Raw genomic sequence first — 26,067 nt, forward strand, 5'->3', positions numbered from 1 at the left:
CCTTTTTTATATGTATAACTAATTGTGTGATAATATCATACTGTAGAAACTACCTAACAATAATTAAATTTAACAGCTTATTTTATCTTGCCACACACAATTTAACACGATATATAGGTATAAACGTACAAAGAAGGGTTTTAAATAGAAATTAGATATAACAATGGATAATGGTAAGTGTATTAAAGAAATTACAGAATTAATGAAATAAAAAATAATAAATAGTTGTTGTAAAGGCTTATTCTGATAATAAAAGGAATTAGATACATTAAATTCAACTATGAGTTTTTTACTAAAAATATGTAGGTGAAGAGTATAAGTAACATAATCCTTTTGTTGCTGATGGACGAAAAGCCTTCATGGATTTCTTTAAGGAGGATTTTGTTAAAAACCCTAATTCCTCTGCAGAGATTAAACGTGTAGTAGCTGAAGGGGATACAGTTGCTCTTCATGTACATTGTCGTACTAATTCTCAAGATAAGGGAGTTGCTATAGTCGGTATATTTCGTAACAAGGATGGAAAGATTGTCGAGCACTGGGATGTAATTCAAGAGATTCCAAGTGAAGCAGCTAATAATAATACTATGTTTTAAGTAGAAAATATAGTGGATAATTGTTAATTTGTTAGGGATGTATAAGGTCTAGAAATTAAGATTATTTATAATAAAATGAAAGAGATGCCCTAGGTATGGTACTAGGGCATCTCTTTTTGTTTTAATAAGGTTAAATTTATTAGTATTCTTAAAGTGCCTATTGCATGTACTTTTTTATAACGTAATACTAATTTAGTATTAGACTACTGTATTAGTTTGAATGAAGAGGGTAATTTGCTAAATACACTATGTTGTTCATTTCCTTCTTGGTTCATACCTGCTTGATAAGAAGAAAATCCTTTATACATTTTTCTTTTCCATTGCCATAAGCCATTAGTTTGATCGAATTCACCATAGTAATGATTGTAATCGAGTTTGTTTCCAGTGTTTTTATTAAAATTATTGCTAATAAAAATACGACTATTACTTGCATAGATTTCGTTATTGGTAATCACATTGTTACGAAGATCGTAATTTAATTCAATTTGACCACTCTCTTGATCTTTTGTGTCATTTTTATAAATCAAATTGTTGGTAATCGTGTTATTTTCAGCGTATCCTTGCTGACTGTCATATCCACCAATTGCAATGCCACCCATAGTATTGTTAGATATTGTATTATCTCTAACTGTAATTTGACTTGCACTTTTCCCCGCATGTTCGCTAGCTACTTCAATACCGAGGTCGTTTTCATAGCTCTGATTTTGCTCAATAATAATTTCCTTCCCACCATCCACGTAAATACCATCAGCTGAATATTCGTTATAACTAGTATTATTGAAAGATGAATTGTGATGGACGATATTGTTACGAACAATTCCATTCCGTGCTTGATCTAAAGCAGCTACTGGAGATACTCCTTCATGTCCAATCAGAACAATTCCGATGTTGTTGTTATCATGCACCTTGTTATTGGTAACTCCAAAAGAATCAACATTCCCATTCACAGCAATTGCTTCACTTAGTCCTAATTTCAAATTTGCTACTTCGTTATTATCGATGACAATATGATTTAAATTATTTTGTGCACTAGATGAAGTACCATAGACAGCAATACCGTGTGCGTTTCCATTCTTTACATTCGTTTCAATGTGATGGATATAATTATTTCTAATCTCGATATTACTCCCTGTTCCGGTAATATAAATACCAATAGGGGTTTCGCTAACTTTCGTTGATTTTAAATTGCGAAATTCTAACCCGTTTACCTGAATATAATTTTTATCTTCTATGGTAAATAATCCATCATCCTCTAACTTGACTTTAGAGCCATCTAGAATTACCTTTTCATTCTGGTAATTTTGAAAAGTAATCGGTGCTTCTGAGATTCCTGAATGAGTTACATGTACTTTTTGGTTATAAACTCCGCTTCTTATGTAGATTGTGCTTCCTTCTGTGGCGACGTCAGCAGCTTTTTGAATGGTAGCGAAAGGTTGATCTAATGTGCCAGTGTTGAGGTCACTTCCTGCCGGAGATACATAGTAATCTGTTCCAGATGTAACATTGTTATTGGATTGTGCAAAAGTTGGTGCTGGAAGTGCAAGAATTAATATAATGAAAGAGAGTATTAAGATAAAACAGGATTTTTTTAACGATGAAAATATTGTTTGATATTTCATTATTATTTTCCTCCTTTTTTATGCCATTCCTTCTCAACTATATAGTTAAAACTGACGATTTATATCTTGTTTCAGTAAAAAAGTTTAACTTGATTAGGACAAAATCAATCACGTTCCAGAATCGATAAAATCTATTATAAATATATATCGTATATATTAAAAAGAAATAAAGATAAAACTTTTATAGGTTATCAAAAATAGGAAATAGACTTACCCTCAAAAGGGAAGATTTAATGTTAGAGCGTAGAAAATCATAAATATTAGAAAAAATATCCGTAGATTCAAGGATTATTAGACTTTCAATTCTACAAAAAAGCAGAAAGAAAATTATATGTTTCTACATGAAAATGGAATTCTAATTTGTTTAAAAGTAATAGAGCTTGAAAAAATAATATAAGTAGAAGATTTGAATGAATAATTTTAAGAATAAGTGTGATATGAATCATAAGTTTTCCGGACCGGCAAACTTATGGTTGTTTTTGTTTTGGACAAACTGTTACTTCTAGGTTTTGAAAAAAATTTTTAATGTCGCTTTTTAAATAAAGTCACATTGCTTACAAAAGAGGTGTAATGTTTTAAAAAAATTGCGATGTTTTGTTCCTTGGAACCTTTTTATCAAAAGGGATGTTTTTATAGTGAAAAGAAGATCTGAACTAAAAGGCCGATTAAGGAAATGTTAAGTAGCAATAAAGTTATTTCATTTTTAGAATCAGTTCCTTCTTTCTGAGAAAAAGCTTCTTCACTATATTATCTAGATTAATTTGGTTGTATTCTCCAGTTCGAACAAACTATAAAAAACATCATCTTTTCTAGTTAAATTTTAGAAATAAAAACTTTTTTACACTTGGAGGAGTAAAAAAACTTAAATTGATAGGAATGTATAGTGACTACCTTGTATGTTATTGAAGGAGAGTATATGAGTATGCAATTGTACATATTCATATAAAGTACATAATACATAAAATCCCATAAAGTTATAGTGAAAACATTTTTTTGCATGATATTTATTAAGAATTAATGATACCAACAAATTTTATGTTTAATTATAGTAGTAAAATTATTTCACTTCATGAAGTGATAATAGTATGGAAATTTTTTTAATATAATTAGAAAAAAACAAAATATTTAATGTCGGAAAAATCAAACATAAGATATGCGATTTTCTAGTTTACTTATGAAAAGCATAGTGATTAAAATGGGGGGGAAGTAAGGACCTTATATTCTATCAAAAATAAATAAAAAACGAGATGCAATTACTCTTTCAAAAAAACTTCTATCCGCAAGTGTGTGTGAAGAAATCCTAACGTTAGGTTGTACAACATTTACGACTAAAACTTGTAAAAAACAATAGTGAAGAGGTGTAAGGAATGAAGAATAAAATTATGACAGGATTTTTAATAACATCAATTGTTACCGGGGCGACTTTTCCTATCAATACTCTAGCAACGCCAATCGTTCAGGCAGAAACAAAACAAGATAATGTAGATATTTCCTCAGCATTACGAAAAATAGGTGCACACTCCAAGTTAACACAAACCTTTATCGATGGAGCTTTAGCAAGTCCGAACGTACAATTTGAAGAAATTCCATCTTTAAATACAACTCAATTTCTAATTAAACAAGATATGAAAGAGTGGTCATCCGAACTTTACCCTAAATTAATTCTATTAAATTCAAAAAGTAAAGGATTTATAACTAAATTTAATAGTTATTATCCAACATTAAAAGGATTTGTAGATAATAAGGAAGATAAAGAAGGGTTTACAGATAGACTGGAAGTTCTTCAAGACATGACTATAACAAATCAAGAAAGTGTGCAACGTCAAATTAATGAGTTAACAGATTTAAAATTACTGGTAGATAAGAAGTTGAAAAACCTTGATACTGATGTGGTAAAAGCACAAAGTGTCCTTAATTCAGAGGGAACAGGAAAAATAGATAAGTTAAAAAATGAAATGCTAGATACAAAAAAATCTATTCAAAATGATTTGCAGCAAATAGCATTATTACCAGGCGCGTTAAATGAACAAGGGCTAAAGGTATTCCAAGAAATTTATAGTCTATCGAAAGATATCATTGAACCGGCTGCTCAAACAGCAGTAGTAGCGTATAACAAAGGAAAAGAAATAAACAATGCCATTGTAGACGCAGAGAAGAAAGCAGAGCAAGAAGCAAAAGAAAAGGGAAAATCAGCTATAGAAATTGAAGCTGCCAAAAAAGAAGCACGTGAAACGATAGAGAAAAGTAAAAAAGGTGAAATCGCTGCAGCTGCAGTTACAAAAACGAAAGAGTATGATCTTATGAAAGTGATTGATCCTGAAAAAATAAAAAAAACATATAATACTTTTGCTGAAATTAATAAACTAACAGCTGAGCAAAGAGCATATTTAAATGATTTAGAGAAACAAAATCAGAAATTATATGACTTAACAACTAAATTAACAGTAGCAGATTTACAAAAATCAATGATTCTTTTCATGCAAAATGACTTGCATACATTTACTAATCAAGTAGATGGAGAAATTGAGTTAATGAAACGTTACAAAGAGGATTTGGATCTAATAAATAATAGTATTACAAAATTATCGACTGAAGTTGATACCAATAATACTCAGGCTCAAAAAGATATATTAAGACGATTAAAAAGTGTAACAATTCAACTTGAAGAACAAGTTTATAAATTTTGATATTAAGAAATTAGGTTTATTAAAAAATTATAACGAAACGGAAAATAAGGAGGAGAATCAAATGATGAAATTTCCATTTAAAGTTATAACCTTAGCTACTTTAGCAACGATTATAACCGCTACAAATGGTAGTACTATTCATGCACTTGCACAAGAACAGACAGCTCAAGAACAGAAAATAGAAAATTATGCGTTAGGACCTGAAGGATTAAAGAAAGCGTTGGCTGAAACAGGCTCTCATATTCTTGTAATGGATTTGTACGCAAAAACTATGATTAAGCAACCGAATGTAAATTTATCCAACATTGATTTAGGTTCGGGTGGAGAAGAATTAATCAAAAATATTCACCTGAATCAAGAACTGTCACGAATCAATGCAAATTACTGGTTAGATACAGCGAAGCCAAACATTCAAAAAACAGCACGTAATATTGTAAATTATGATGAGCAATTTCAAAATTATTACGACACATTAGTAGATACTGTAAAAAAGAAGGATAAGGTGAGCCTCAAAGAAGGAATAGGGGATTTAATCTATACAATTCATACAAATTCAAATGAAGTTACGGAAGTCATTAAGATGTTAGAGGCTTTCAAAACAAAGTTGTATACAAATACTGTAGATTTTAAAAATAATGTTGGTGGTCCAGATGGACAGGGAGGATTGACGGCTATATTAGCGGGAAAACAAGCGCTAGTCCCACAACTTCAGGCCGAAATTGAGAATTTACGTTCTACACAGAAAACACATTTTGATAATGTATTAGCCTGGTCAATTGGTGGTGGATTAGGAGCAGCTATTTTAGTTATTGGAACGATTGCAGGAGCGGTAGTAATTGTTGTGACTGGTGGTACAGCTACGCCAGCTGTTGTTGGTGGTCTTACAGCTCTAGGAGCCGCTGGTATCGGTTTAGGAACAGCAGCTGGCGTCGAGGCATCTAATCATATGAATTCTTATAATGAAATTTCGAATAAAATCGGAGAATTAAGTATGAAAGCTGATTTGGCTAATCAAGCGGTTATTTCACTTACTAATACGAAAGACACTCTAACATATTTGTATCAGACAGTGGATCAAGCAATAATGTCTCTAACAAGTATTCAGCAACAATGGAATAAAATGGGGGCTAATTATAAAGATTTATATGATAATATCGATCAAATGCAAGAACATAAACTTTCGTTAATACCTGACGATTTAAAAGCTGCTAAACAAAGTTGGAATGATATTCATAAGGATGCAGAATTCATTTCAAAAGACATTGCTTTTAAACAAGAAAAAACAAACTAGAAATTAATATATATTCATAGGAGGAATTAAAGTGAATAATAATTTTCCTTATAAACTACTTGCTGTATCGACGTTTTTAACCCTGACAACAACTACTGTAGTTTCACCAGTAGCTGCTTTTGCAAGTGAAAGTAAAATAGAACAAACCAGTACGGAAGATATATCTCTTTCTGTAAACAGTGAAAAGATGAAAAAAGCTTTGCAAGATGCTGGGGTATTTGCAAAATCCATGAATGATTACTCTTATTTGTTAATTAATAATCCAGATGTTAACTTTGAAGGAATTGATATTAAAGGATATACAAATCTACCTAGTCAAATTGCACAAGATCAAAAGAATGCAAGAGAGCATGCTACAAAGTGGGATGCGCACATAAAAAAACAACTTTTAGATACTCTTACAGGAATTGTAGAGTATGATACTACATTTGACAATTATTACGATACATTAGTAGAAGCAATTAATGAAGGAGATGCAGATACATTAAAAGAAGGCATTACAGATTTACAAGGTGAGATTAAAAAAAACCAAGCATATACAAAGAATTTAATACAAGAACTAGCTAAGTTAAGAGATAGTATTGGAGAAGATGTCCGAGCATTTGGAGGTCATAAAGATATCTTGCAATCGATTTTAAAAAATCAAGCATCTGGAATAGATGAAGATGAAAAACGTCTAAATGATGTTTTAGAGCAAGTAAGACATTTTAAACAAGTAGAATCGGATGGAATAATAACTGTATCAGTTCCCTCAATCCCTACATGGATTGCTGGAGGTGTAATGATAGGGGTAGCAAGAAATAATTTAAGTACGCTGGAACCGCTATTAGCGCAATTGCGCCAAACGGTAGACTATAAAATTACATTGAATCGTGTAGTTGGAGTTGCGTATAATAATATTGCTGAAATGCAAAATGCAATTGGATCAGCTATTAATGCTCTCACCTATATGTCAGCACAATGGCATGATTTAGATTCTCAATATTCAGGAGTACTTAATCATATTGATAAAGCATCCCAAAAAGCAGATCAAAATAAATTTAAATTCTTAAAACCTAATCTGAATGCAGCCAAAGACAGCTGGAAAACATTAAGAGCAGATGCGTTTACATTAAAAGAAGGAATAAAAACATTAAAAATGGATCCTGTTTCTTCAAAGAAATAGGAAAGTATGGTTTTATTGTTAAGTTTTCTAAAATATAGAGATTTTAAAAACATACTGTTAAATAATTAAATGATTCGTTATATATAGAAAAGGTGGAGTTGTATTAAGGACTCTACCTTTTTTGATGATATGCTTCTAATGAGCTAAAACTTTTTGTTCATTTATTTACAAGAAGGTGAGATTATGGTGTATGTCATTCCATACGACAGATTCGCTAGGGATGATATTAGTTATTTCTTAGCAAAGCATTACGAGGAAATTGGTTAATGCGTTTTGGTGATGATAATGAGGAGCTCGATGCATTTAAACAGTGTATCTTCATTGGGCGTAAGCGTGCTGCTAAGAAAAATGATACATACTTTAACGATACGCTACCCTATATCGATCAAGCTAAGATAAACGGAAATTTTGTGTTTTTTATAGTATCAGGTCCATTTTTGTTGTTTTGGGGGCACTTCAAAATGTTAGCTTTATGGGCATGAGGCTGTAACCAAAACACACGGTTAGTTAGATGGTTGTTCATCTGAATTTTCTATTAAATTAATCTCAAGTTTATGAAGATATCAAGATTTAATGTTGTGTGATAGTATAGAAGGGAAAAAATATAGATAAATTTGGAAAAGGAGGATGCAAATTGGATGTTCAAACTACTATAAATAATAAAGTTACTGAACTGTTAAATGCCTGGTATATTGAAATTCGAAATAGAAATGTTGCGAATGCATATAAATAAAAAAAGAAATTGAGAGTTCTATAGAAAATATTGAAGAAGACCAAAATCTATTACTGTATTATTCATTACTTGATTTTGGTTATAAATATTTAATAGATAATTTGAGTGTAGCTAAAAATAGTTTTGATCAAATTGAATCTTTTAATAAACCAACTGACGATTTCTTATCGTATTATTATCATTTTTATAAAGCAATCTACTCTAATGCAGTTGGTGACTACAATGCAGCCAAAGAGCATTATGAAATAGCAGAAAATTCACTTAAAAATATTCCGGATGAAATTGAAAAGGCAGAGTTTTATTATAACCAAGCTGTGTTCCAATATCATTACTATCAGGCTTTTGTGGCTTTCCAACAAGCAACAAAAGCAAAAGAAATATTTACTGAACACAATGGGTAGGAAGTGAAAATCGGTTATTGTAATAACCTTATGGCGTTAGCTTGTACGTATTTGAAAGAATGGGAATTAGCTGAAGAACTTTATATCTTTTGAGCGTTTTCCGTGTGCATCAAGTGAGTATATTGTTAATTTTATCTGTATTCATTTTTTATTATGAAACATTTTAAGGTTGATAAAGTTTTATTGTGTGGGATTATTAAATAAAAATGATAAATTGTAAATGTCAAGATAAACATGTACATTTTCGCTTGTTTAAGCATGTACAAAATCAATCATTTTCTTTGCTAAAATGATCTTTAATTCGATAGGATTGTCCTACAATACTGACCACCGTGGCATGATGTAAGACACGATCTAGTATGGCATTGGCGAGTTTAGGGTCCTGGAATACTTCGTCCCAAGACTTGAAGTTGATATTGGTCGTTAGGATGGTACTACGCTTTTCATAACGCATATCGATTAATTGAAAGAATAATTTTGCATCCTCCGGATCAATAGGCAAGTACCCAATTTCATCAATAATAAGTAATTTGTATTTTGTATAGTGCTTTAAACGAGATTCTAGGCGATTCTCAATCTTGGCACGTTTTAAATTTTGAAGTAAATCATGACATTTAATAAAATAAGTACTTGTTCGCTTTTTAGCTGCTGCTATACCAATAGACGTGGCCAAATGGGTCTTACCAACACCACTAGGTCCTAAAAATACTATGTTTTCTTGTTGCTCTAAGAAACGTAGAGAAATAAAATCTAAGATTTGTTGTTTATTAATACTCGGCTGGAATTCGAAATCAAACTCATCAACCTCCTTTCTATGAGGAAATGCGCCCATTTTCACCATAGAATGAATCATATTTTGTTCTCGTACATCAATCTCATAGTTTGTCAGTTTAACAAGTGTCTCTACGAAGGATAATTCATTATTAATGCTAAAATCGACTACGTCACCTAAATGTTGTGCCATTTGTTTTAATTTTAAATACTCTAGGTTTGTTGTTAATTGTTGATAGCTATTCTTCATTTCTATATACCTCACCAATTACTGATAAATTTTGTTTCGCCAAATTGTCAATGTTCGGATATTTAGGTAGTGACTTAGCCAATGCTTTTTTATAATGTTCTTCTTTATAATTGAGCTTAGATTGGCTGATTTTATGTTGTACAATTAACTTCATGTTATGATAAACATATATTTGATTATCATATACTTGTAAACCGACGGTTTTACCTTGATATTCAGCTGGAACTGAGTATTGATTCGATTTGTAAGATATCATGCCTGATGTATTAACTTTTACAAGTTTATGCTTAATCATATAGGAATCTCTTATCGCGCTCTTCGGGAGTGGTTGTAGGAGATTCTTTTCCTGTTTTAGGGCAAACACTGGAATCTTACCAGTCCCTTGATGAAATGTTTGATTAATTCTTGCACATAATTTTTGCACAAATTCATGTAATTCTTCAAAAGTGAATCTTCCTTGATAAGCATGAATTTCGTCTAGAAGTTTCATTGGCGCTTCTACTTTCCCTTTGGTATTTGGTCGCCCTGCGATACAAGGTTGTACCTTAAATCCAAAATCTTGAGCGAATTGGGCAAACTTATTGTTAATCGTTCCTGTAAAGTGTTCTGTTCGAGCTTCATCCATTACCGTCTTCATATTATCCGTGACAATTACCTTCGGTACACCACCAAACATTTCAAATGCCTCTGTCATAAATGACATTAAAACACTTTGTGATTTTGAAATATTCAAATGAAAAACTTTAAATCTCGAGTAGGACAATAAAAGTACAGCTACATTCACATATACGATTTCGCCACTTTTGGTTTCAAATCGTATGCTTTCTTTCCAATCTAATTGAGCTTGTTCTCCTGGAGGTGTCTCATAACGGACACCCACTGAATGACCTGATAAAATACGCTTCCCCTCATCAAAATATGTTCTAAATTCAGGCTTTCTATTAATATAAGCACGAAATGCAGACTGTGAACATTTTAAACCGTGATTGTCTGTTAGATACTGCCATAACACTCGTTTGTAGTAGAAGATTTGTTTAGAATCACTAGATAAAAGAGCTGCAATCACTTCATAATATGTATCGATTTTCGATGTTTTATTTTTTGTCCCTTTTGGTGTAAAACCATTCAAATACTTATCTATGGTACGCCGATCCACATTCAATTCTCTGGCTAATTGACTTTTATTTATCTTCATTTTTAAGTTCCCCATTAGTTTTTTAAAATTTGGTAAGTCTGAAAGACTTTTAACCTCAAATTCTGTTTGAATATCTAGCTTAATATACATACTAACCACCTCAGAGTCAGTATGGAGAATCCAATTGAAAATGTACATATTTATTCAAGCGTTAATGTACATATTTAAGTTAGCATTTATAGACGGTGTAGAAGATACAATTCAAAAAAAGAAAATAGCATATAAAGTTCAAGATTATGATGGGGAAAACTTGCGATTATTTAATGAGACGTCATTTAATACAATTAAGTATGTGAAGCAAAGTTAAAGTTATGAAGGACTAGGTTTAAATGGCCTAGTCCTTCATTAAAGTGCGAGTATGTAAATAATATGTTATCTTTCGTTCTGTTTACTTAGTATCATGTTATTCTTTAATAGAGTAATAAATGGAGTTTTGCATTAAATATATGAGGTTGGTTACAAATGATAAAGAAATTTACTAGATTAGTATTAATAGTGGTTATCCCAATCAGTCTTATTACAGGTTCTGGGGCTGCTGAAAAAACTGAAGCACAAAAGCCGAAAGCGGTACAAACGGAGAAAAAGGACTATATGGATTACTCATATGGTAGCAAAGGTATATTAGTAAGTGGCAAAGCGAAAGAACGGCAACAATACGAGATTGGATATATGGATGATAATAAGTTAATTGGGATTGACGAAAATATTGAAGACTGCATTATTTTAGATAATAAAGATGAAGCAGGTCTCATTTGGAAGCAAATAGAGCGTGGATCTATTATTGAAGTGCAATACGGTAAGGATCGCAATGATATCGTAGGCGTGCAATTCGTAGGAGATCGTGAGTCATATGAAATTAGTGATAAGTTTGATCGGAATACGATAAATGAGATTGTTGAAAACGTTAAAGGGAATTTGTAATAGATGTATTTCGATAGTATAGGATCTCTTATTATGAAATTGTATGCCAGTTATTTGTCTAAGTTTAAATTGATTATTTTGACGGTATTTGTAATTAGTTGTAAAATAATGTTTGTTGACGAATTTTATAAAAAGTATGTTAGATGAAATTCATCTGTAGGGATGACATATAAATATTTTCTTAATGAGTATAAAATATGATAATTTAAATATATAAATAAAAAAGAAAATGTATTGGAAGTACATAGTAGATTCATATTTTTAAAAATTAATGTAACAATAAAGGGAGGTTGAGATACATACACGGTGGGAGTGTGTATGTATTTATTATAATAATGAATAAGACAATCAAACAACAAGTAATCGCACTATCAACAAGTCTAGTGATTTTAGGGAGCGTACCTTTATCAGCATCAGCAGAAGAGATAAACAAATCTCAAACTGATCAACTTAATATTGCCCAAGGAGAACACGGAACGAGCGGATTAAATTATTCTAATTTCAAGTTGGAAGTTCCTGATCATGTACAAATTAACGAAGCAGAAGTATCTGAAAATGAAAAAATGCTTTTAGAAGAATATAAGCATAAACATGATGAAACAGAAGAATTAAACAAAATGCAAAATGCTAAGAAGGGACAAGTAGCAGAAAAGGAAGCTATTTCAAACATTGAAAAGGCATTTGAATCTGTAGATGGTCGAAATGATGGATCTGATCGTCAAATGAAACCTGTTGCAAAGCCAAGAGGTATTCAATATAGTGCACAGAGTACGAAGAAATATGGAACACTTGCAGGAGTTCCATTTGTGGAGTGGATTGTTCCAGCAGGAAATCCTGATATTCGTCCTGCAAATCCGATGAAAGCACGTTACATTACAATTCATGAGACCGCAAATACAGCCGCTGGTGCTAATGCTGAAAATCATGCGAAATATTTATACAAGCAAGCAACTGAAGGCACTTTCCGAACAGCTTCATGGCATTTTACTGTAGACGATAAACAAATTTATCAACACTTACCAACAAACGAAAATGGTTGGCATGCAGGAGATGGAGATGGATCAGGAAACAGGGAGTCTATCGGTATCGAGATCGCGGTTAACCAAGATGGTGATTACAATAAAGCTTTAGAAAATGCAAAACGACTTGCAGGTTATTTAATGAACAAAGAAGGAATTGGTGCAGATCATATTTACAAGCATCAACAATGGAGCGGGAAAAAATGTCCTGACATTTTAATTTCACGTGGTAATTGGGCTGGTTTCGTACAAGGAATTCAGTGGTATGCAAATATAAATGCGCAGATTGATACGCCTTTACAAGATAAAAATGACTCATTTAATCCAAATGAAAATAATCCAGCTGAACCTAGCATGGAACTAGTGGTAAATGGTAGTGGTATCAATGTACGTAGTGATGCGGGTATTGAACATCGTGTTGTACGTAAAGCTTCAAACGGAGATCGTTACAAAGTATTAGCGGTTAAAAATGGTTGGTATAAAGTAGGTAATGGAGAATGGATTTTCTATGACCCAAGTTGGATTAAAATTAACTACAATGTACCAAAGGAAGAAGTACAAAAGCCAAAGGAAGAAGTACAAAAACCAAAAGATGATATTACAGGTGGCTGGTTTGAAGGGCATATTCGTAAATTAAACAGTCTAGGTATTATGCAAGGCGAAGGTAATGGTGTATTTGCGCCATATCGAAATGTAACGAGAGCGGAGTTTGCGAAATTAATCTCGAATGCTCTTAAACTACCAGAGGGAAATAAGTCATTTGTAGATATTAATGAGGCACATCCATCACTTCATGACGGTATTAAACGTTGTGCAAGTGTAGGAATTATTAATGGTCGTGGTGAAGGGATTTTTGATCCTAACTCACCAATTACTCGTGAAGAAGTATCTATTATGATTGACAAAGCATTACGATATAAAGGAATTACAGGTGAGTTAGTAGCATTACCATTTACAGATAAGCATTTAATAACATACAAAGAATCGGTTCAACGATTATACAGTCTAAAGGTAGTTAATGGTATTGGAAATAATGAGTTTGATCCCCGAGGTACAGCAACTCGTGGTCAGGCAGCTGCCTTTATTGTGAAGATGTTAGATTCAATGCAAAAATAAAATGAAACTTTAATCAGTGAGGGCCACTCGCATTGCAATCGAGCAGTTTATTCACCGAATTTTGAAATGAGAGTTGTACTGTCCGCAAATAGCAGAATAAATGGTATGTAGAAGCTGACATTGGTAGAAGTAAAAAATAAGAAGAATTTGAAAGGAGCTATCCAAAATAATAATTTGGAATAGCTCCTATTTAGTAGGAAGAACAAATTGTATTTCATAGATTGTAATGTAGAATGCCCTTCCAAGCCCCTTATAAGCCCCTACCAAGTAATAAATCACTAAGAAAAAACAAAAACAAAAACAAAAACAAAAACAAAAACAAGAACAAAACAAGCGCGAAAAAATGAAACCGGCGTTGTAGTAGTAAAAAAATTGTAATTCGAATGCCAAAACCATTCCCGTATGCCTATCTTTATAATGAAGGATTAAAATTTTCCTATTTACTAGCAAAGAGTGGAGGGAAACATATGGCGGTATACCGTAATGTGCAGGTGAACTTTTGGCAAGATGAATTCATATTAGATTTAACGCCAGAGGAGCGTTATTTTTACATATATTTGTTAACTGGTACGAAAACAAAGCAATGTGGTATTTACATATTACCGAAGCGTGTGGCAGAGCTTGAAACAGGTTATAGTATGGAGACTGTTGAGAAGTTGCTAAACAGGTTTGTTGAGTATGGAAAGATTTTATATGATACGGAAACGAAAGAGGTATTCATAATAAATTGGTTACACTATAACCCTATTTCAAATACGAATGTGGAGAAGTGCGTATTACGTGAGTTAAAGACTATAAAAAGTAATGAGTTCATACATATATTTTTACGTAAATGCCTTGAAGAAGAATACAAGATTCCATTATTATTGCAGCATTTTGGTATGCCAAAAGAAGAGGATAATAGTAGTTCACAAGTAGTTATTGAAGAGAAAGAAGAAGCGGAAGAGATAGAGGTGGAAACTATAGAAGAGGACGTTCCAAATAGTGAAGTTTATAAGTTTTATGAACAAAATATTAGTAGTTTATCCCCATATATTGTGAAGGAATTGAAGAATTGGATACAAAGACTTTCTGGAGAGAAAGTGTTAGAGGTACTTAAAATTGCGTTTGAAAATAATAAGAAAACGTTAGCTTATGTGAGGGGGATTTTGAGGAATTGGTGTAGTGAAAAATTAAAGGATTTTAGTGGGGAGAAGTGCGTAATGGGAAGTTTAGAGAGAAGGAAATGTATTTTGAGTAGTGTATTTTAATTTACATTAACTTAACATAGAATGTATGTTCGTTTTTGTGAGGTTTATGCTATACTACCATTAAATAAGGGTATTTTTATAATAGATAAAAAGATGCGGGGGGTACAAAGTTTGACTACTAGTACATCTGAGTTGTTTCAATATATTAATATGACAGAAGAACAGAAACAATTATCACAACGATATTTACAGACAAAAGAAGAAGAGATTTTAAAAGATATTCAACTAACGACAATTCGTGATCAAAAAAGAAGCGATTTTGCGGAGCGATTTATAAACGATTTTAGGAAAGTGCATAAACAAGATCCGGATTTTTTTCGATTATTTTACCATATACTCGAGGAGCAATTATTAAATGTTCTTGTAGTCCGTTTTGCGCATGTCAGTTTTTCTAAAATGAAGATTTATTTAGAAAAAAGTGCACTTCCTTTGGACAAACTTGTAGCAATCGCATGTAAATATTTATCCAGTATTTCAAGTTATGTGAATGAAGCAGATGTTTTTCTTAGAGAGTTAACAAGAGAGAATCCGAACTATATAGAGGGACAATTACATACTTTACCAACTAACCAGCAAGTAACATTACTTCTTGTAATGTTTGATGTAGATTATGAAAAGTTTCGTACATATAGTTCTTTATTGAATGAGAGGTTAGAAGAACATACAGAATTTATATTGAAACTGCTAGGGGAAAAGGAAAAGGTTGAAGCAGTTAAACGGTATTTAAAAGGTAAAGATGATAGTGAAGTATTTATAGGTGGGAATTTACCGGAACATATTTGGCGGCTATTATTTTGTGTTCATAAATATTCGAATGTTGCGAGGCGATATATTGAAATATTGGCGAAGAAAAATGTTTGGGGTTTTATAAACTATGCAACACGTTATATGTGTCACACTCTCGGTCAGTCTCAAAACTACAAAAAAACTGGTAGTGTAAATAGAGAAACATATGAAGAAATTCAAAGTTTTTGTACACAGTTTTGGATTTCTAAGGAACGATTTTTTGCGCATCGTCTAAGGCAACATGATTTGAATAGTGAGGATTTTTGTAAGACGTATGAATATGAATTGCTATGCTTTATGTTGGAGGAAAATCCTGAATTTATTCAATGTACTTTGCAATATGTAAGTAGAATGAATTATCTCATCGTCGCACGAACGCTAGCTGAAAAAGGATATGAGCTAAATAGAGGGAAAATGCGAGAAGAATTTTTTGTTGCTGCTTTGCAAATTAAATTGTCTACAGTGCGGAATACATATCGTGATTATTTACTAGGGAAGTTGTCACTTGAGGATATGGAGCAAATATTTAAAAATCCGAAATATAGAAGTATGTATTGGGGTATGCCGGTGTTAGAGGTTGCGCTTCTTTGGGATATAGATGATATAGCGAAGAGGGAAGCTGTACTTACACTACAGTTTGGAGATGAAGATAGTGTTAATTTATACGAACTTCTTTACGAATGTTCTGTCAGAGGAGTAGAACCGAAACAAGTATTAGAAGATCTGCTTTCGTATGGATTAAGTAAGGAAAAGCTTATCGCTTATGCAGTTGAAGAAGCTGCATGCTACAGTGAAGAGCGAAATAAGGCGAAGGAAGCGCTTGTTTGTGTAATTGTAAAAGAACAAGCGTACATCATTGAACGATTTGATGAGTATTCTGCTGTGGCCAAAGCATATATTTTAGAAGAGTTAGCAAAGGATAACATGATTAAAATGCGTCCAATTTTAATTAAAAGCTTAGGAGATTCATCTAAAAAAATGCGTGAGTCTGTAGTTGAACTGCTTTCAAAAGAGGTAGAAGCTGCAGCAGATGTAGCAGTTGAACTTCATAATAAAAAGAAAATTGTTCGTGAAAATGTGATGAAAATACTTATAGAGTATAAGCTTGAAAAATATACGAAATTTGTACAGGAAGCTTTGCAAGAAAGTAAAAATGAATCTTTCGCAGGAAAATTCTCGTTTTTATTTCAAACGGAGGAAGAAAAGATAGAAGAACTATGTGCACGTATTTTAACTGAACAAACAAGAAATTCACTTCTGCAATTGATTGGGGATGAGCCACAAATCCGTTTACGTGACTCTGATGAAATTGCTGATGCTGCAATTCCGTTAGCCTATTTACAACAGTATATTTTAGATGCTGTTATTGAGAAGAAAGAAACAGCAGAAGTAATTGGTAGAGCTTTAAATGAAGAGGACTTAAAAGAATATGTGCAAACAATATATCAAATATGGATTTCTCAAGACGCAGATGTGAAGAAACGTGGAATTCTTTCGTTATACGGAATGTATAGTGACGACAAAATGGTCGACATACTTATAAAGCAAATTGATGAATGGGTGCTTCAAATGAGAGGAAAGATAGCAGCGGATGCCGTTCGTGCTTTAGGTTTGTCTTCATCTAAGCTTGCACTTATGTCTATTCATGCAATAGCATTTAAATATAAACATAAGCAAGTACGTAATGCAACAAAAGAAGCGCTAAGTCTTGCTGTGAAAACACGTGGTATAACAGAGGAAGAGCTGGCAGATCAATTGGTGCCGGACCTCGGCTTTACTATACATGGTGAAAAAATAATTGATTTCGGGAATCGAAGTTTTACTGCCATTTTAACTACAGAGTCAAAAATTGAATTAGAGACAGAAGAAGGAAAACGTATGAAGTCACTTCCAAAGCCGAATGCAAAAGATGATGTAGAAAAGGCTGAAGAGGCTAAAAAAGAATTAGCCTCTTTAAAGAAGGAACTCCGAAATACTCTTTCCATGCAAAAACAACGATTGGAAACGGCACTTTCATTAAAGCGTTATTGGTCACATAATGCATGGAAGTCTGTATTTATGGATAATCCAATTATGAAGCAATTTTCTATTTCACTCATTTGGGGTGAGTATAAGGAAGGGAAGTTGCTGAAGGCATTCCGTTATGCAGAAGGTGGCGTGTTCTGTACAATTGACGGGAAGAGTTATGAACTTTCATCTGGCACTGTTATTGGTTTCGTTCATCCGTTAGAATTGTCTGGGGCGGAGAAGGAATTATGGAAAGAGCAATTAGAAAGTGCGGGAATTGTTCAGCCGTTCCTACAAATTGAGCGTCCAGTGTTTGTAGTAGAAGAGAATGATGAGAGTGCTATTGAGAGATTTGGCGGTATTTTACTAAATGGTCGTTCGTTATTCGGTAAGATGACGAAGCTTGGATGGATCCGTGGGTCTGTTCAAGATGGCGGTGTATATTATACATTTTACAAAGAAGATACTCGTACCGGATTAGGAGTGCAATTGTCATTTAGCGGAGCACCGATTGGTTATGAAGATGAAGAAGATGTATGTGTATTTGACATTCAATTTTATAAAGCAGGTACAGTGAATCGTGGTTCATATGAATACGATGAGATTGATGATGAAAGACGCATTGTACCAAAAGAAGTAGATAAACGCTTCTTTAGTGAAATGTTATATGATGTGCAAGTAGCGACAGATTCAAATCTTGGGCATAATGAAAGTTGGCGTAGCGAACGATAAGAAAAACCCCTTCATTGGTAGGAAAATGAAGGGGGTTTTTCAATGTTTCAAAAGGTTCTTTCATAATAGAAGCGAATTAGGGGGAAGAGGATTTTTATCCTTTTAGAAGGGATTGGTATCATGATCAAATAGATGATTTATCATACGACTACACTGAATACAGCGGGAATAGAAGGGAAAATGTTAACGTTACAGCCACGGTAATGATAGAAAAGACTTTTACTATATGTAAGAGTCTCTTTTTTTGTAAACGCGACAAAATTTGACAAAAAAATTTGTAGGAACTTGTTATAATTTCTGTTGGAATATTTTGTTTAACGAGAAATGGGTGTATAGCGTAAAAGATTTCGGTGTCATACAAATACATTTTTTGTTTTACATTCAAGGATTTCATAAGAGAAGAATTACAAAAATGAATGACATGGAGAAGTCATAGGGGGAGAGGAGATTTAGCATGAGTATTAAAGTAATAAGAGCAACAGGGGTAATGGGAGGAGCAGCAAGAGTTGCTGTAAAGGTAGATAACGAAGTAGTAATGAAACTTGAGAATAACGAAGAATATACGCTTCCTTTTGAATTAGATGAAGCGAATATTAAAGTAAAACAATTCTTTTTTGGAAGTAAAGAAAAGAAAGTAAAGGATGGCGATGTAGTAGAAATTAAGATAAATAGTATTGCTATGCTATTACTGATGGTGTCAATGATGGCTGTTTTATTTGGTTCGTCAATTGGTATAAATATTGTTGTTTTTGGTGTGATAGGAGCTTTAGTTACATTAGTATACGGATTGAATAACTGGTTTCGTTTAGAGGTTAAATAATTATTGTATATATATTTATTTCAGTTGATTTACTATACATGGGATGAAAATATTTTTAAGTGGGAAATGGGGAGAATCAGTATGAAGAAAATGGTTGTAATATCTAGTTTGGCGCTAATAGTAGGTTTAACAACTGGTTGTAGCAGTGAAAAAACAAGTGGACCTAAAACAGTATCTGTAAAAAAAGAAAAAGAGTTAGTAGCGAAAGATATTTTTAAAAAAGCAGCTGACGGATTAAAACAAGAGGAATATCTTACATTGACATCTCTTATGTCAATGAAGGGGAGCGGCCAATCAGAAGAAATTAAAATGAAAATACAAATGGAGCCGAAACTGAAGAATTCTAGGGCTGAAATGAAAATAAGTGGTACAGATATTGTAACGTATGAAGTAGATGGAAAGGTCGCTGCTCAAGTGAAAACCCCTGATACAGGAGAGTTAGTTACGATACCTAATAATCAATTTAATGTAAATGATGTAATGGTCAGTAAAAATTTACTTAATGAGTTAGATTTACCGGAAGCTTTGGCTAAGAAAATGAAAGCAAAGAAAGATGGAGACACATATAAACTTACACTTGAATTAAAGGGAAAAGAAGCGGTAGATACGTTACAAAAAATTAATGGAGATATGAAAAAATTAACGGAAGGATTTAATATGGATGCGTTTAACATTGAATATATAATAACAAAAGATTATAAATTTGAAGAGATGCGAACAACTATAAAAGTGAGTGAAAGTAACTCAGATAAAAAAGCTAGTACAGATAAGGAAAAATTGGATGCAGTTGTGAGTATAAAGATTGATTCATATGAAAAGTTTGATTCAATTAAGTTACCAGAAGGGATTCAATAATTTCAATCGTAAAAGGATAAAAAGGAGCGGAAATCTGCTCCTTTTTTATTTTTCCTACTATTTTTAGAAGATTTATATGAATATAGTTGAACGGCACTTCATTTTTTTCTGGAATAAATGTGAAACGTTGTATAAAATAATCAAGAAAGGCAAAAATTATAGGGGGAAAGTTGTGAAGAAAAATAAGAGTTTAATAAGTTTTTTAGGAGTGTTTATTATGTTGTTTTCTTTTTGTTTTCAAGGAAATGTACAGGCAGATGTAAATACTGTTCAATCTGGAAAAATCAAATCAGGAAACGTAACAGTATGGGAAGTTGGAAATGTAGCGAAAGTATTAGCGGATGTGGAGCGCTTAAATTTAAATACAGTAAATGTACCGATTCAAGTAGATATCCCAAATGTGACTTCTACTAACATGGTAATTAATCAAGCGCAAAAGCAACAAGCTATTATTTTAATTCAAGAATTATTAAAGCGTAATATTCAAGTTATAGTGGAACCGTTCCCATATATTCAGCAGGGGAATGTTGGAGAGACAGAATGGAACCCAAGTAACATTAATGATTTCTTCTGGAATTGGAAGACGGTTATTCTGCAAGATATTTTTAATTCCATTACAAGTAAATACAATGTGTATGGACTAAAGATTGCTTCTAATTTCGTGAATATGGAGTATGCAGAAGGATACTGGAGCGATACAATTGATTTTGTTCGTAATCAGTATAAAGGAAATGTTTTGTATCAAATGAACTGGTGGTTAACAGCAAGCTGGGATCCTTCTTATGAAGCGAAGTTTAAAGAGAAAATCAATCGCCCGTATTTAAAAAAGATGGATATTGTTAGCATAGACAGTTGGTTTGAAGTTTCAGGAAAAAGAAATCCAACATATGAAGAAGTGAAGCAAAGTTTATTTGCGACAACAGTATATAATCGTGGGCAAAATGTTGTTCAGCAATTGGAACAATTACATAATGCAACAGGAAAGCCAGTTTACTTCGGTGGATTTAACGTTCCAGCACGTGAACTTGGATTACAAAATCCATGGAATCCAGATGTTTCAAATGTGTTTTCGAAAGATGTACAATTAAATGGATGGCGTGCTTACCGAGATGTATTAGAACCGAAACCATATTTTAAAGGTTTTTCAATTTGGTTTATTGGCTCTAATGATAGTACACATGCGTATCAAATACATAGTAAAGAAGCAGAGACAGTTATTAACGGGTGGTACCGAAAATAATTTTTATAAAATAGGTAAGTTTTAAAGTTTACTACATATATTTTTAGTGAAAGGCCTTTCACCATCTTATCACCTAGGGGGCAATCATAATGAAATTTTTGTCTTACCTTACAGTAATTTTGGTGATTCTTGGCGGTTTGAATTGGTTATTGGTAGCGTTAGATTACAATGTAGTTGAGAAATGGTTTGGTTCTATGCCGGCGCTTGTGGACACTATTTATTGGCTCATTGGTCTTTCTGCTATTTATCAAATTTTTGATCGGTTCTTTACGAACGACTAGCTATTATTCTTTCATTATTAGAGTGTTAAGTACGATTATGTACTTAACACTTTTTTATATGTCCATAAAAAAGTCTGCACTTGCAAGCGATTCCATCGCGTCTTGCGCCATAATAATAGAAAACAAATTGACCGTATATTATATTTTAGGTTATAATTCAGAAAGTTTAAAAATATCCAAATAAGAAATAGGGAGGTTATGAGGGTAATGGAGAGAGTCTATAATTTTTCAGCAGGGCCATCAATACTCCCTTTGCCAGTTTTAGAGAAAGTGCAAAAGGAGCTTTTAAATTATAACGGGACAGGCATGTCTATTATGGAAATGAGTCATCGATCTTCTTATTTTCAAAGTATTATAGAGGAAGCGAGTAACTTACTTCGTGAATTAATGAGCATTCCTGATGAGTATGATGTTTTATTTTTACAAGGCGGTGCGTCATTACAATTTTCTATGATACCACTGAACTTAATGAATACGTATAAAAAAGCTGGATACGTACTAACTGGCTCATGGTCTAAAAAGGCACTGCAAGAAGCCGAAAAAGTTGGGGAAGTACAAGTGATTGCTTCTTCCGAGCAAGAGAAGTTTACTACGATTCCTAAACTGGACGGTTTACTAAGCGATGAAAAACTAGATTATGTACATATTACAACGAATAATACAATTGAGGGGACAAAATATGTGGATATTCCACATATAGAAAGAGTGCCGCTCGTTGCGGATATGTCTTCAAATATTTTGTCAGAACAATATGATGTTTCGAAGTTTGGTCTTATATACGCGGGAGCACAAAAAAATTTAGGACCAGCGGGCTTAACGATTGCTATTATAAAAAGAGATTTAATTGGGGGAGCAGATCGCTCTTGTCCGACAATGTTAAATTATGAAACTTACAGTAAAAATAACTCCTTATATAATACACCGCCATCCTTTAGTATTTACGTAACAAAACTTGTACTAGAGTGGTTGAAAGAGCAAGGCGGAGTATCTGCGATTGAAGAACAAAATAGAATGAAATCTTCACTTATTTATCATTTTTTAGATGAATCTAAATTGTTTACTTCACCAGTTGATCCTGCGTATCGATCACTTATGAACATTCCATTTACAACACCGTCAGAAGAACTTAACAATGAGTTTTTACAAAAAGCGAAGGAACGCGGCCTTGTTACGTTAAAAGGACATCGCTCAGTTGGCGGTATGCGTGCCAGTATTTACAATGCGATGCCAGCACACGGCGTAAAACGATTAGTAGATTATATGAAGGAATTTGAGCTTGAGAATAGATAGGGAGATGGGGATATGTTTCGTGTTCAAACGTTAAATCAAATTGCAGAAAAAGGTTTGCAAGTTTTTACTGAAGAACGTTATGTAGTAGGAGATAGAATCAATCATCCAGATGGAATTTTGCTTCGTAGCTACTCTTTACATCAAGAAGAGTTTTCAAAAGACTTAAAGGCGATTGCAAGAGCTGGCGCTGGTGTAAATAATATTCCTGTCGAGCGATGTACAGAAAAAGGAATTGTAGTATTTAACACGCCGGGGGCAAATGCTAATGCAGTAAAGGAACTCATTATTGCCAGTCTTATTATGTCTTCACGCAACATTATTAATGGTGTAAGTTGGACGAAAAACTTAGAGGGTGAAGAAGTACCACAGCTTGTTGAATCAGGAAAAAAACAATTTGTTGGATCAGAAATTGCAGGGAAACGTCTAGGTGTTATCGGACTTGGCGCAATCGGTGCTTTAGTTGCGAACGATGCGTTAGCGTTAGGCATGGATGTTATCGGATATGATCCTTATATTTCAGTTGAAACAGCTTGGCGTCTTTCTACACATGTGCAAAGAGCATTTAGCCTTGATGAAATTTTTGCAACGTGTGATTATATTACACTGCATATTCCTCTTACGAATCAAACGAAGGGGATCATTGGGGAACACGCTGTAGAGAAGATGAAAAGAGGGATGCGTCTATTTAATTTCTCTAGAGGAGAACTTGTAGATGAAAAGGTTCTTCAAAAAGCATTAGAAGAAGATATTATTACACATTACGTAACGGATTTCCCGAATGAAAATGTAATAAAGATGAAAAATGTAACAGCGACGCCTCACCTTGGCGCATCAACGTCTGAATCGGAAGAAAATTGTGCAGTAATGGCGGCGCGTCAATTACGTGAATATTTAGAGACAGGAAATATTCGTAACTCAGTAAATTATCCAAACGTAGAATTGCCGTATATCGGAAAGAAACGAATTACAATTATGCATCAAAACGTCCCGAATATGGTAGGGCAAATTACAGGATGCTTAGCGGAACATCATATTAATATTGCCGATATGATTAATCGTAGTAAACATTCTTGGGCATACACAATGATTGATATCGATAACGGAATTGATGATATAATAAAAGAGAATATTGTAGAAAATATAAGCAAAATTACAGGTGTTGTAGCCGTTCGAATGATTGTGTAAAGGAGAGAGGAATGTGGCAAAAATACGACCGTTTCGGGCCATTCGTCCAGTAGAGGAAAAAGCGGCACAAGTGGCAGCTTTACCGTATGACGTATTAAATAGTGAAGAGGCAAGGGAAGTTGTAAAAGGGAATCCATATTCTTTCTTGCATGTTGATAAAGCAGAAATTGATTTAGATCCTGAATTGTCACCGTATGATGATCGCGTGTATGAAAAAGCGGGCGACAATTTAAAGCAATTTATACGAGAAGAAGTGTTCATACAAGATGAAGAGCCAGCGCTATATATTTATGAACTGACGATGCAAGGAAGAACGCAGTCAGGCCTTGTCGTTTGTACATCTATTGATGAGTATGAAGATGATACAATTAAAAAACATGAAAGAACACGTCATGAAAAAGAACTAGATCGTATTCGCCACGTAGATGTGTGTGACGCAAATACAGGTCCGATATTTTTAACTTACCGTACAAAAGATGAAGTAAAGCATTTAATTAGAAGCTGGAAAGAAGAGCATGCGCCAATTTATACATTTACAGCAGAAGACGGTGTTAAGCATGTTGCGTGGAAGATTGCAGATGAAGATGTAATTACGACTTTAGTAAACGCATTTGAAGATATTCCTAATCTTTATATTGCAGATGGGCATCACCGTTCTGCATCAGCTGCAAAAGTAGGACTTATGAGAAGAGAACAATATCCAAATTACACAGGAGAAGAGGAATTTAATTTCTTCTTATCGGTTCTATTCCCTCATGATGAATTATCGATTTGGGACTATAACCGAGTTGTGAAAGATTTAAACGGTTTATCAGAAGAACAGTTTTTAAAACAAATCAAGCAATACTTCTATGTAGAAGAAGCACCTGTTTCTCCGTATAAACCAAATGAACCAAAAGCATTTGGAATGTATGTAAATGAGAAGTGGTATAAGCTTACTGTGAAAGAAGAAACATTTGATGCGAATGATCTTGTTAGAGGTTTAGATGTATCTATCCTGCAAGATCATTTATTAAGCCAAGTACTTGAAATACATGATCCGCGTTCTGATTCACGCATTGATTTTGTTGGCGGAATACGGGGGCTAGAAGAACTAGAACGCCTTGTGAACAGCGGCGAATACAAAGCAGCATTCGCATTATATCCGACATCTATGGAAGATTTATTAGCAATCGCAGATGCCGGAGAAGTCATGCCGCCGAAATCAACGTGGTTTGAACCGAAACTGCGTAGTGGGTTGTTTGTTCATTCTTTAAAGTAAATATTGACTTCTATAGTTTTGAAAAACCGAAATGATTTGAGTTTCGGTTTTTCTTATTTTACAAGTGTTTTTGAGGAGGGGGATCGATGAAATTGCAAGTAGGCGAAAAAATTACCTTTGAAAGAACGTTTACAAAAGAAGATGTTGCGTTATTTACGGAAGTATCGAAAGATGAAGGTGTTCATCATGTTACACCAGATGAGCAGGGGAGATTTGTTGTACAAGGGCTTTTAACATCAACACTACCTACAAAAATTGGCGGTGATTATAACGTACTAGCTCGCAAGATGGATTTTGAATTTTTACGTCCTGTGTTTAGTGGTGACACAATTCGTTGTGACTTAACCATAGAACAATTTGAACCCGATGAAAAAAATCGTACAAATATTACTGCGATGTTTATATGTAGGAATCAACTTGAAAAGGAAGTTATGAAGGGGAGTTTTTCTGGGATTATTCTTTAGTTAGTAGGAAAAGTAATGAATAGGTGGGGGCCATGTCACTCGGGCTTAGGTTTTTAATTCCACCATAACGAAAATGATATGCATTGCTGTATATTGATAATATACTCTGTTCATTTTTAATTTGAATAAGCTCGT

At 33.4% G+C, this 26,067-nt stretch carries 18 protein-coding genes and 4 pseudogenes; 19 read left to right on the forward strand and 3 right to left on the reverse strand.

Features of this window, described 5'->3' with window-relative positions; all coding sequences use genetic code 11:
* Positions 1-296 precede the first annotated feature (296 nt).
* Positions 297-593: pseudogene (locus ACXKY9_RS11900) on the forward strand (nuclear transport factor 2 family protein); the annotation flags it as partial.
* Between the two features lie 203 nt (positions 594-796).
* Here the strand turns inward: ACXKY9_RS11900 and ACXKY9_RS11905 are convergent.
* Positions 797-2,212: a right-handed parallel beta-helix repeat-containing protein gene (locus ACXKY9_RS11905; protein WP_000877187.1), complete on the reverse strand. Its 1,416-nt coding sequence runs from the start codon at positions 2,210-2,212 to the stop codon at positions 797-799.
* A gap of 1,367 nt (positions 2,213-3,579) precedes the next feature.
* On the opposite strand from ACXKY9_RS11905, the gene hblC reads away from it, so the two are divergent.
* From hblC to ACXKY9_RS11930, 5 genes and pseudogenes are all read left to right on the forward strand, one after another.
* Positions 3,580-4,899, forward strand: coding sequence for a hemolysin BL lytic component L2 (gene hblC, locus ACXKY9_RS11910; RefSeq protein WP_000790995.1), 1,320 nt, complete (start codon positions 3,580-3,582; stop codon positions 4,897-4,899).
* 61 nt (positions 4,900-4,960) lie between these two features.
* The gene (hblD, locus tag ACXKY9_RS11915; RefSeq protein WP_000975318.1) at positions 4,961-6,190 is read left to right on the forward strand and encodes a hemolysin BL lytic component L1; all 1,230 of its coding nucleotides are present in this window, start codon (positions 4,961-4,963) and stop codon (positions 6,188-6,190) included.
* Between the two features lie 31 nt (positions 6,191-6,221).
* Positions 6,222-7,355, forward strand: a complete 1,134-nt coding sequence (gene hblA, locus ACXKY9_RS11920; protein WP_001063466.1) for a hemolysin BL binding component B — start codon at positions 6,222-6,224, stop codon at positions 7,353-7,355.
* 162 nt (positions 7,356-7,517) lie between these two features.
* Positions 7,518-7,723: pseudogene (locus tag ACXKY9_RS11925) on the forward strand (DUF6094 domain-containing protein); the annotation flags it as partial.
* Between the two features lie 266 nt (positions 7,724-7,989).
* Positions 7,990-8,576 (forward strand): annotated as a pseudogene (locus ACXKY9_RS11930) (response regulator aspartate phosphatase); the annotation flags it as partial.
* Positions 8,577-8,757: 181 nt separating this feature from the next.
* Here ACXKY9_RS11930 and istB read toward each other — a convergent pair.
* Together istB and istA are read right to left on the reverse strand one after the other, a co-directional pair.
* Positions 8,758-9,510, reverse strand: coding sequence for an IS21-like element IS232 family helper ATPase IstB (istB, locus tag ACXKY9_RS11935; RefSeq protein ID WP_000798699.1), 753 nt, complete (start codon positions 9,508-9,510; stop codon positions 8,758-8,760).
* Positions 9,500-10,795: an IS21-like element IS232 family transposase gene (gene istA, locus ACXKY9_RS11940; protein ID WP_000275580.1), complete on the reverse strand. Its 1,296-nt coding sequence runs from the start codon at positions 10,793-10,795 to the stop codon at positions 9,500-9,502. Before istA ends, istB begins: the two co-directional genes overlap by 11 nt.
* A gap of 88 nt (positions 10,796-10,883) precedes the next feature.
* Here istA and ACXKY9_RS11945 point away from each other — a divergent pair.
* From ACXKY9_RS11945 to ACXKY9_RS12005, 13 genes and pseudogenes are all read left to right on the forward strand, one after another.
* Positions 10,884-11,012, forward strand: a pseudogene (locus ACXKY9_RS11945) (DUF3994 domain-containing protein); the annotation flags it as partial.
* 155 nt (positions 11,013-11,167) lie between these two features.
* Positions 11,168-11,626, forward strand: coding sequence for a hypothetical protein (locus tag ACXKY9_RS11950; protein WP_000591638.1), 459 nt, complete (start codon positions 11,168-11,170; stop codon positions 11,624-11,626).
* 335 nt (positions 11,627-11,961) lie between these two features.
* On the forward strand, positions 11,962-13,761 hold the full coding sequence (locus tag ACXKY9_RS11955) for an S-layer homology domain-containing protein (protein ID WP_003284799.1): 1,800 nt from the start codon (positions 11,962-11,964) through the stop codon (positions 13,759-13,761).
* A 467-nt stretch (positions 13,762-14,228) separates the two neighbouring features.
* Entirely contained in the window at positions 14,229-15,011 is a 783-nt protein-coding gene (locus ACXKY9_RS11960; protein ID WP_000312089.1) for a DnaD domain-containing protein, read from the forward strand.
* A gap of 111 nt (positions 15,012-15,122) precedes the next feature.
* Positions 15,123-18,536, forward strand: coding sequence for a DUF4132 domain-containing protein (locus tag ACXKY9_RS11965; RefSeq protein WP_000213795.1), 3,414 nt, complete (start codon positions 15,123-15,125; stop codon positions 18,534-18,536).
* A gap of 454 nt (positions 18,537-18,990) precedes the next feature.
* Positions 18,991-19,356 (forward strand): hypothetical protein, encoded by a 366-nt coding sequence (locus ACXKY9_RS11970; protein WP_000025026.1) that lies wholly within the window; start codon positions 18,991-18,993, stop codon positions 19,354-19,356.
* An 81-nt stretch (positions 19,357-19,437) separates the two neighbouring features.
* Positions 19,438-20,211: a DUF6612 family protein gene (locus tag ACXKY9_RS11975; protein WP_000738994.1), complete on the forward strand. Its 774-nt coding sequence runs from the start codon at positions 19,438-19,440 to the stop codon at positions 20,209-20,211.
* A 172-nt stretch (positions 20,212-20,383) separates the two neighbouring features.
* Complete coding sequence (locus tag ACXKY9_RS11980; RefSeq protein ID WP_000739765.1) at positions 20,384-21,451, forward strand: glycoside hydrolase family 113; 1,068 nt, start codon at positions 20,384-20,386, stop codon at positions 21,449-21,451.
* A gap of 89 nt (positions 21,452-21,540) precedes the next feature.
* Positions 21,541-21,732, forward strand: coding sequence for a DUF378 domain-containing protein (locus ACXKY9_RS11985; RefSeq protein ID WP_000670805.1), 192 nt, complete (start codon positions 21,541-21,543; stop codon positions 21,730-21,732).
* Between the two features lie 207 nt (positions 21,733-21,939).
* Positions 21,940-23,022: a 3-phosphoserine/phosphohydroxythreonine transaminase gene (gene serC, locus ACXKY9_RS11990; protein ID WP_000442917.1), complete on the forward strand. Its 1,083-nt coding sequence runs from the start codon at positions 21,940-21,942 to the stop codon at positions 23,020-23,022.
* A gap of 12 nt (positions 23,023-23,034) precedes the next feature.
* Positions 23,035-24,207 (forward strand): 3-phosphoglycerate dehydrogenase family protein, encoded by a 1,173-nt coding sequence (locus ACXKY9_RS11995; protein ID WP_000490232.1) that lies wholly within the window; start codon positions 23,035-23,037, stop codon positions 24,205-24,207.
* 13 nt (positions 24,208-24,220) lie between these two features.
* Entirely contained in the window at positions 24,221-25,468 is a 1,248-nt protein-coding gene (locus ACXKY9_RS12000; protein WP_001063069.1) for a DUF1015 domain-containing protein, read from the forward strand.
* An 86-nt stretch (positions 25,469-25,554) separates the two neighbouring features.
* A complete protein-coding gene (locus tag ACXKY9_RS12005; protein ID WP_000776359.1) occupies positions 25,555-25,932 on the forward strand; it encodes a hotdog family protein in 378 nt (125 codons plus the stop codon).
* Positions 25,933-26,067 lie beyond the last annotated feature (135 nt).

The sequence above is a fragment of the Bacillus sp. 2175 genome (assembly GCF_057812155.1).

Bases quoted from the DNA above. Each gene is read 5' to 3' on its own strand.
- ACXKY9_RS11985 (WP_000670805.1), top strand. From the start codon at position 21,541: ATGAAATTTTTGTCTTACCTTACAGTAATTTTGGTGATTCTTGGCGGT.
- ACXKY9_RS11970 (WP_000025026.1), top strand. From the start codon at position 18,991: ATGAGTATTAAAGTAATAAGAGCAACAGGGGTAATGGGAGGAGCAGCA.
- istB (WP_000798699.1), bottom strand. From the start codon at position 9,510: ATGAAGAATAGCTATCAACAATTAACAACAAACCTAGAGTATTTAAAA.
- ACXKY9_RS11950 (WP_000591638.1), top strand. From the start codon at position 11,168: ATGATAAAGAAATTTACTAGATTAGTATTAATAGTGGTTATCCCAATC.
- hblD (WP_000975318.1), top strand. From the start codon at position 4,961: ATGATGAAATTTCCATTTAAAGTTATAACCTTAGCTACTTTAGCAACG.
- ACXKY9_RS11960 (WP_000312089.1), top strand. From the start codon at position 14,229: ATGGCGGTATACCGTAATGTGCAGGTGAACTTTTGGCAAGATGAATTC.
- hblC (WP_000790995.1), top strand. From the start codon at position 3,580: ATGAAGAATAAAATTATGACAGGATTTTTAATAACATCAATTGTTACC.
- serC (WP_000442917.1), top strand. From the start codon at position 21,940: ATGGAGAGAGTCTATAATTTTTCAGCAGGGCCATCAATACTCCCTTTG.
- ACXKY9_RS11905 (WP_000877187.1), bottom strand. From the start codon at position 2,212: ATGAAATATCAAACAATATTTTCATCGTTAAAAAAATCCTGTTTTATC.
- ACXKY9_RS12005 (WP_000776359.1), top strand. From the start codon at position 25,555: ATGAAATTGCAAGTAGGCGAAAAAATTACCTTTGAAAGAACGTTTACA.
- ACXKY9_RS11995 (WP_000490232.1), top strand. From the start codon at position 23,035: ATGTTTCGTGTTCAAACGTTAAATCAAATTGCAGAAAAAGGTTTGCAA.
- ACXKY9_RS11955 (WP_003284799.1), top strand. From the start codon at position 11,962: ATGAATAAGACAATCAAACAACAAGTAATCGCACTATCAACAAGTCTA.
- istA (WP_000275580.1), bottom strand. From the start codon at position 10,795: ATGTATATTAAGCTAGATATTCAAACAGAATTTGAGGTTAAAAGTCTT.
- ACXKY9_RS11975 (WP_000738994.1), top strand. From the start codon at position 19,438: ATGAAGAAAATGGTTGTAATATCTAGTTTGGCGCTAATAGTAGGTTTA.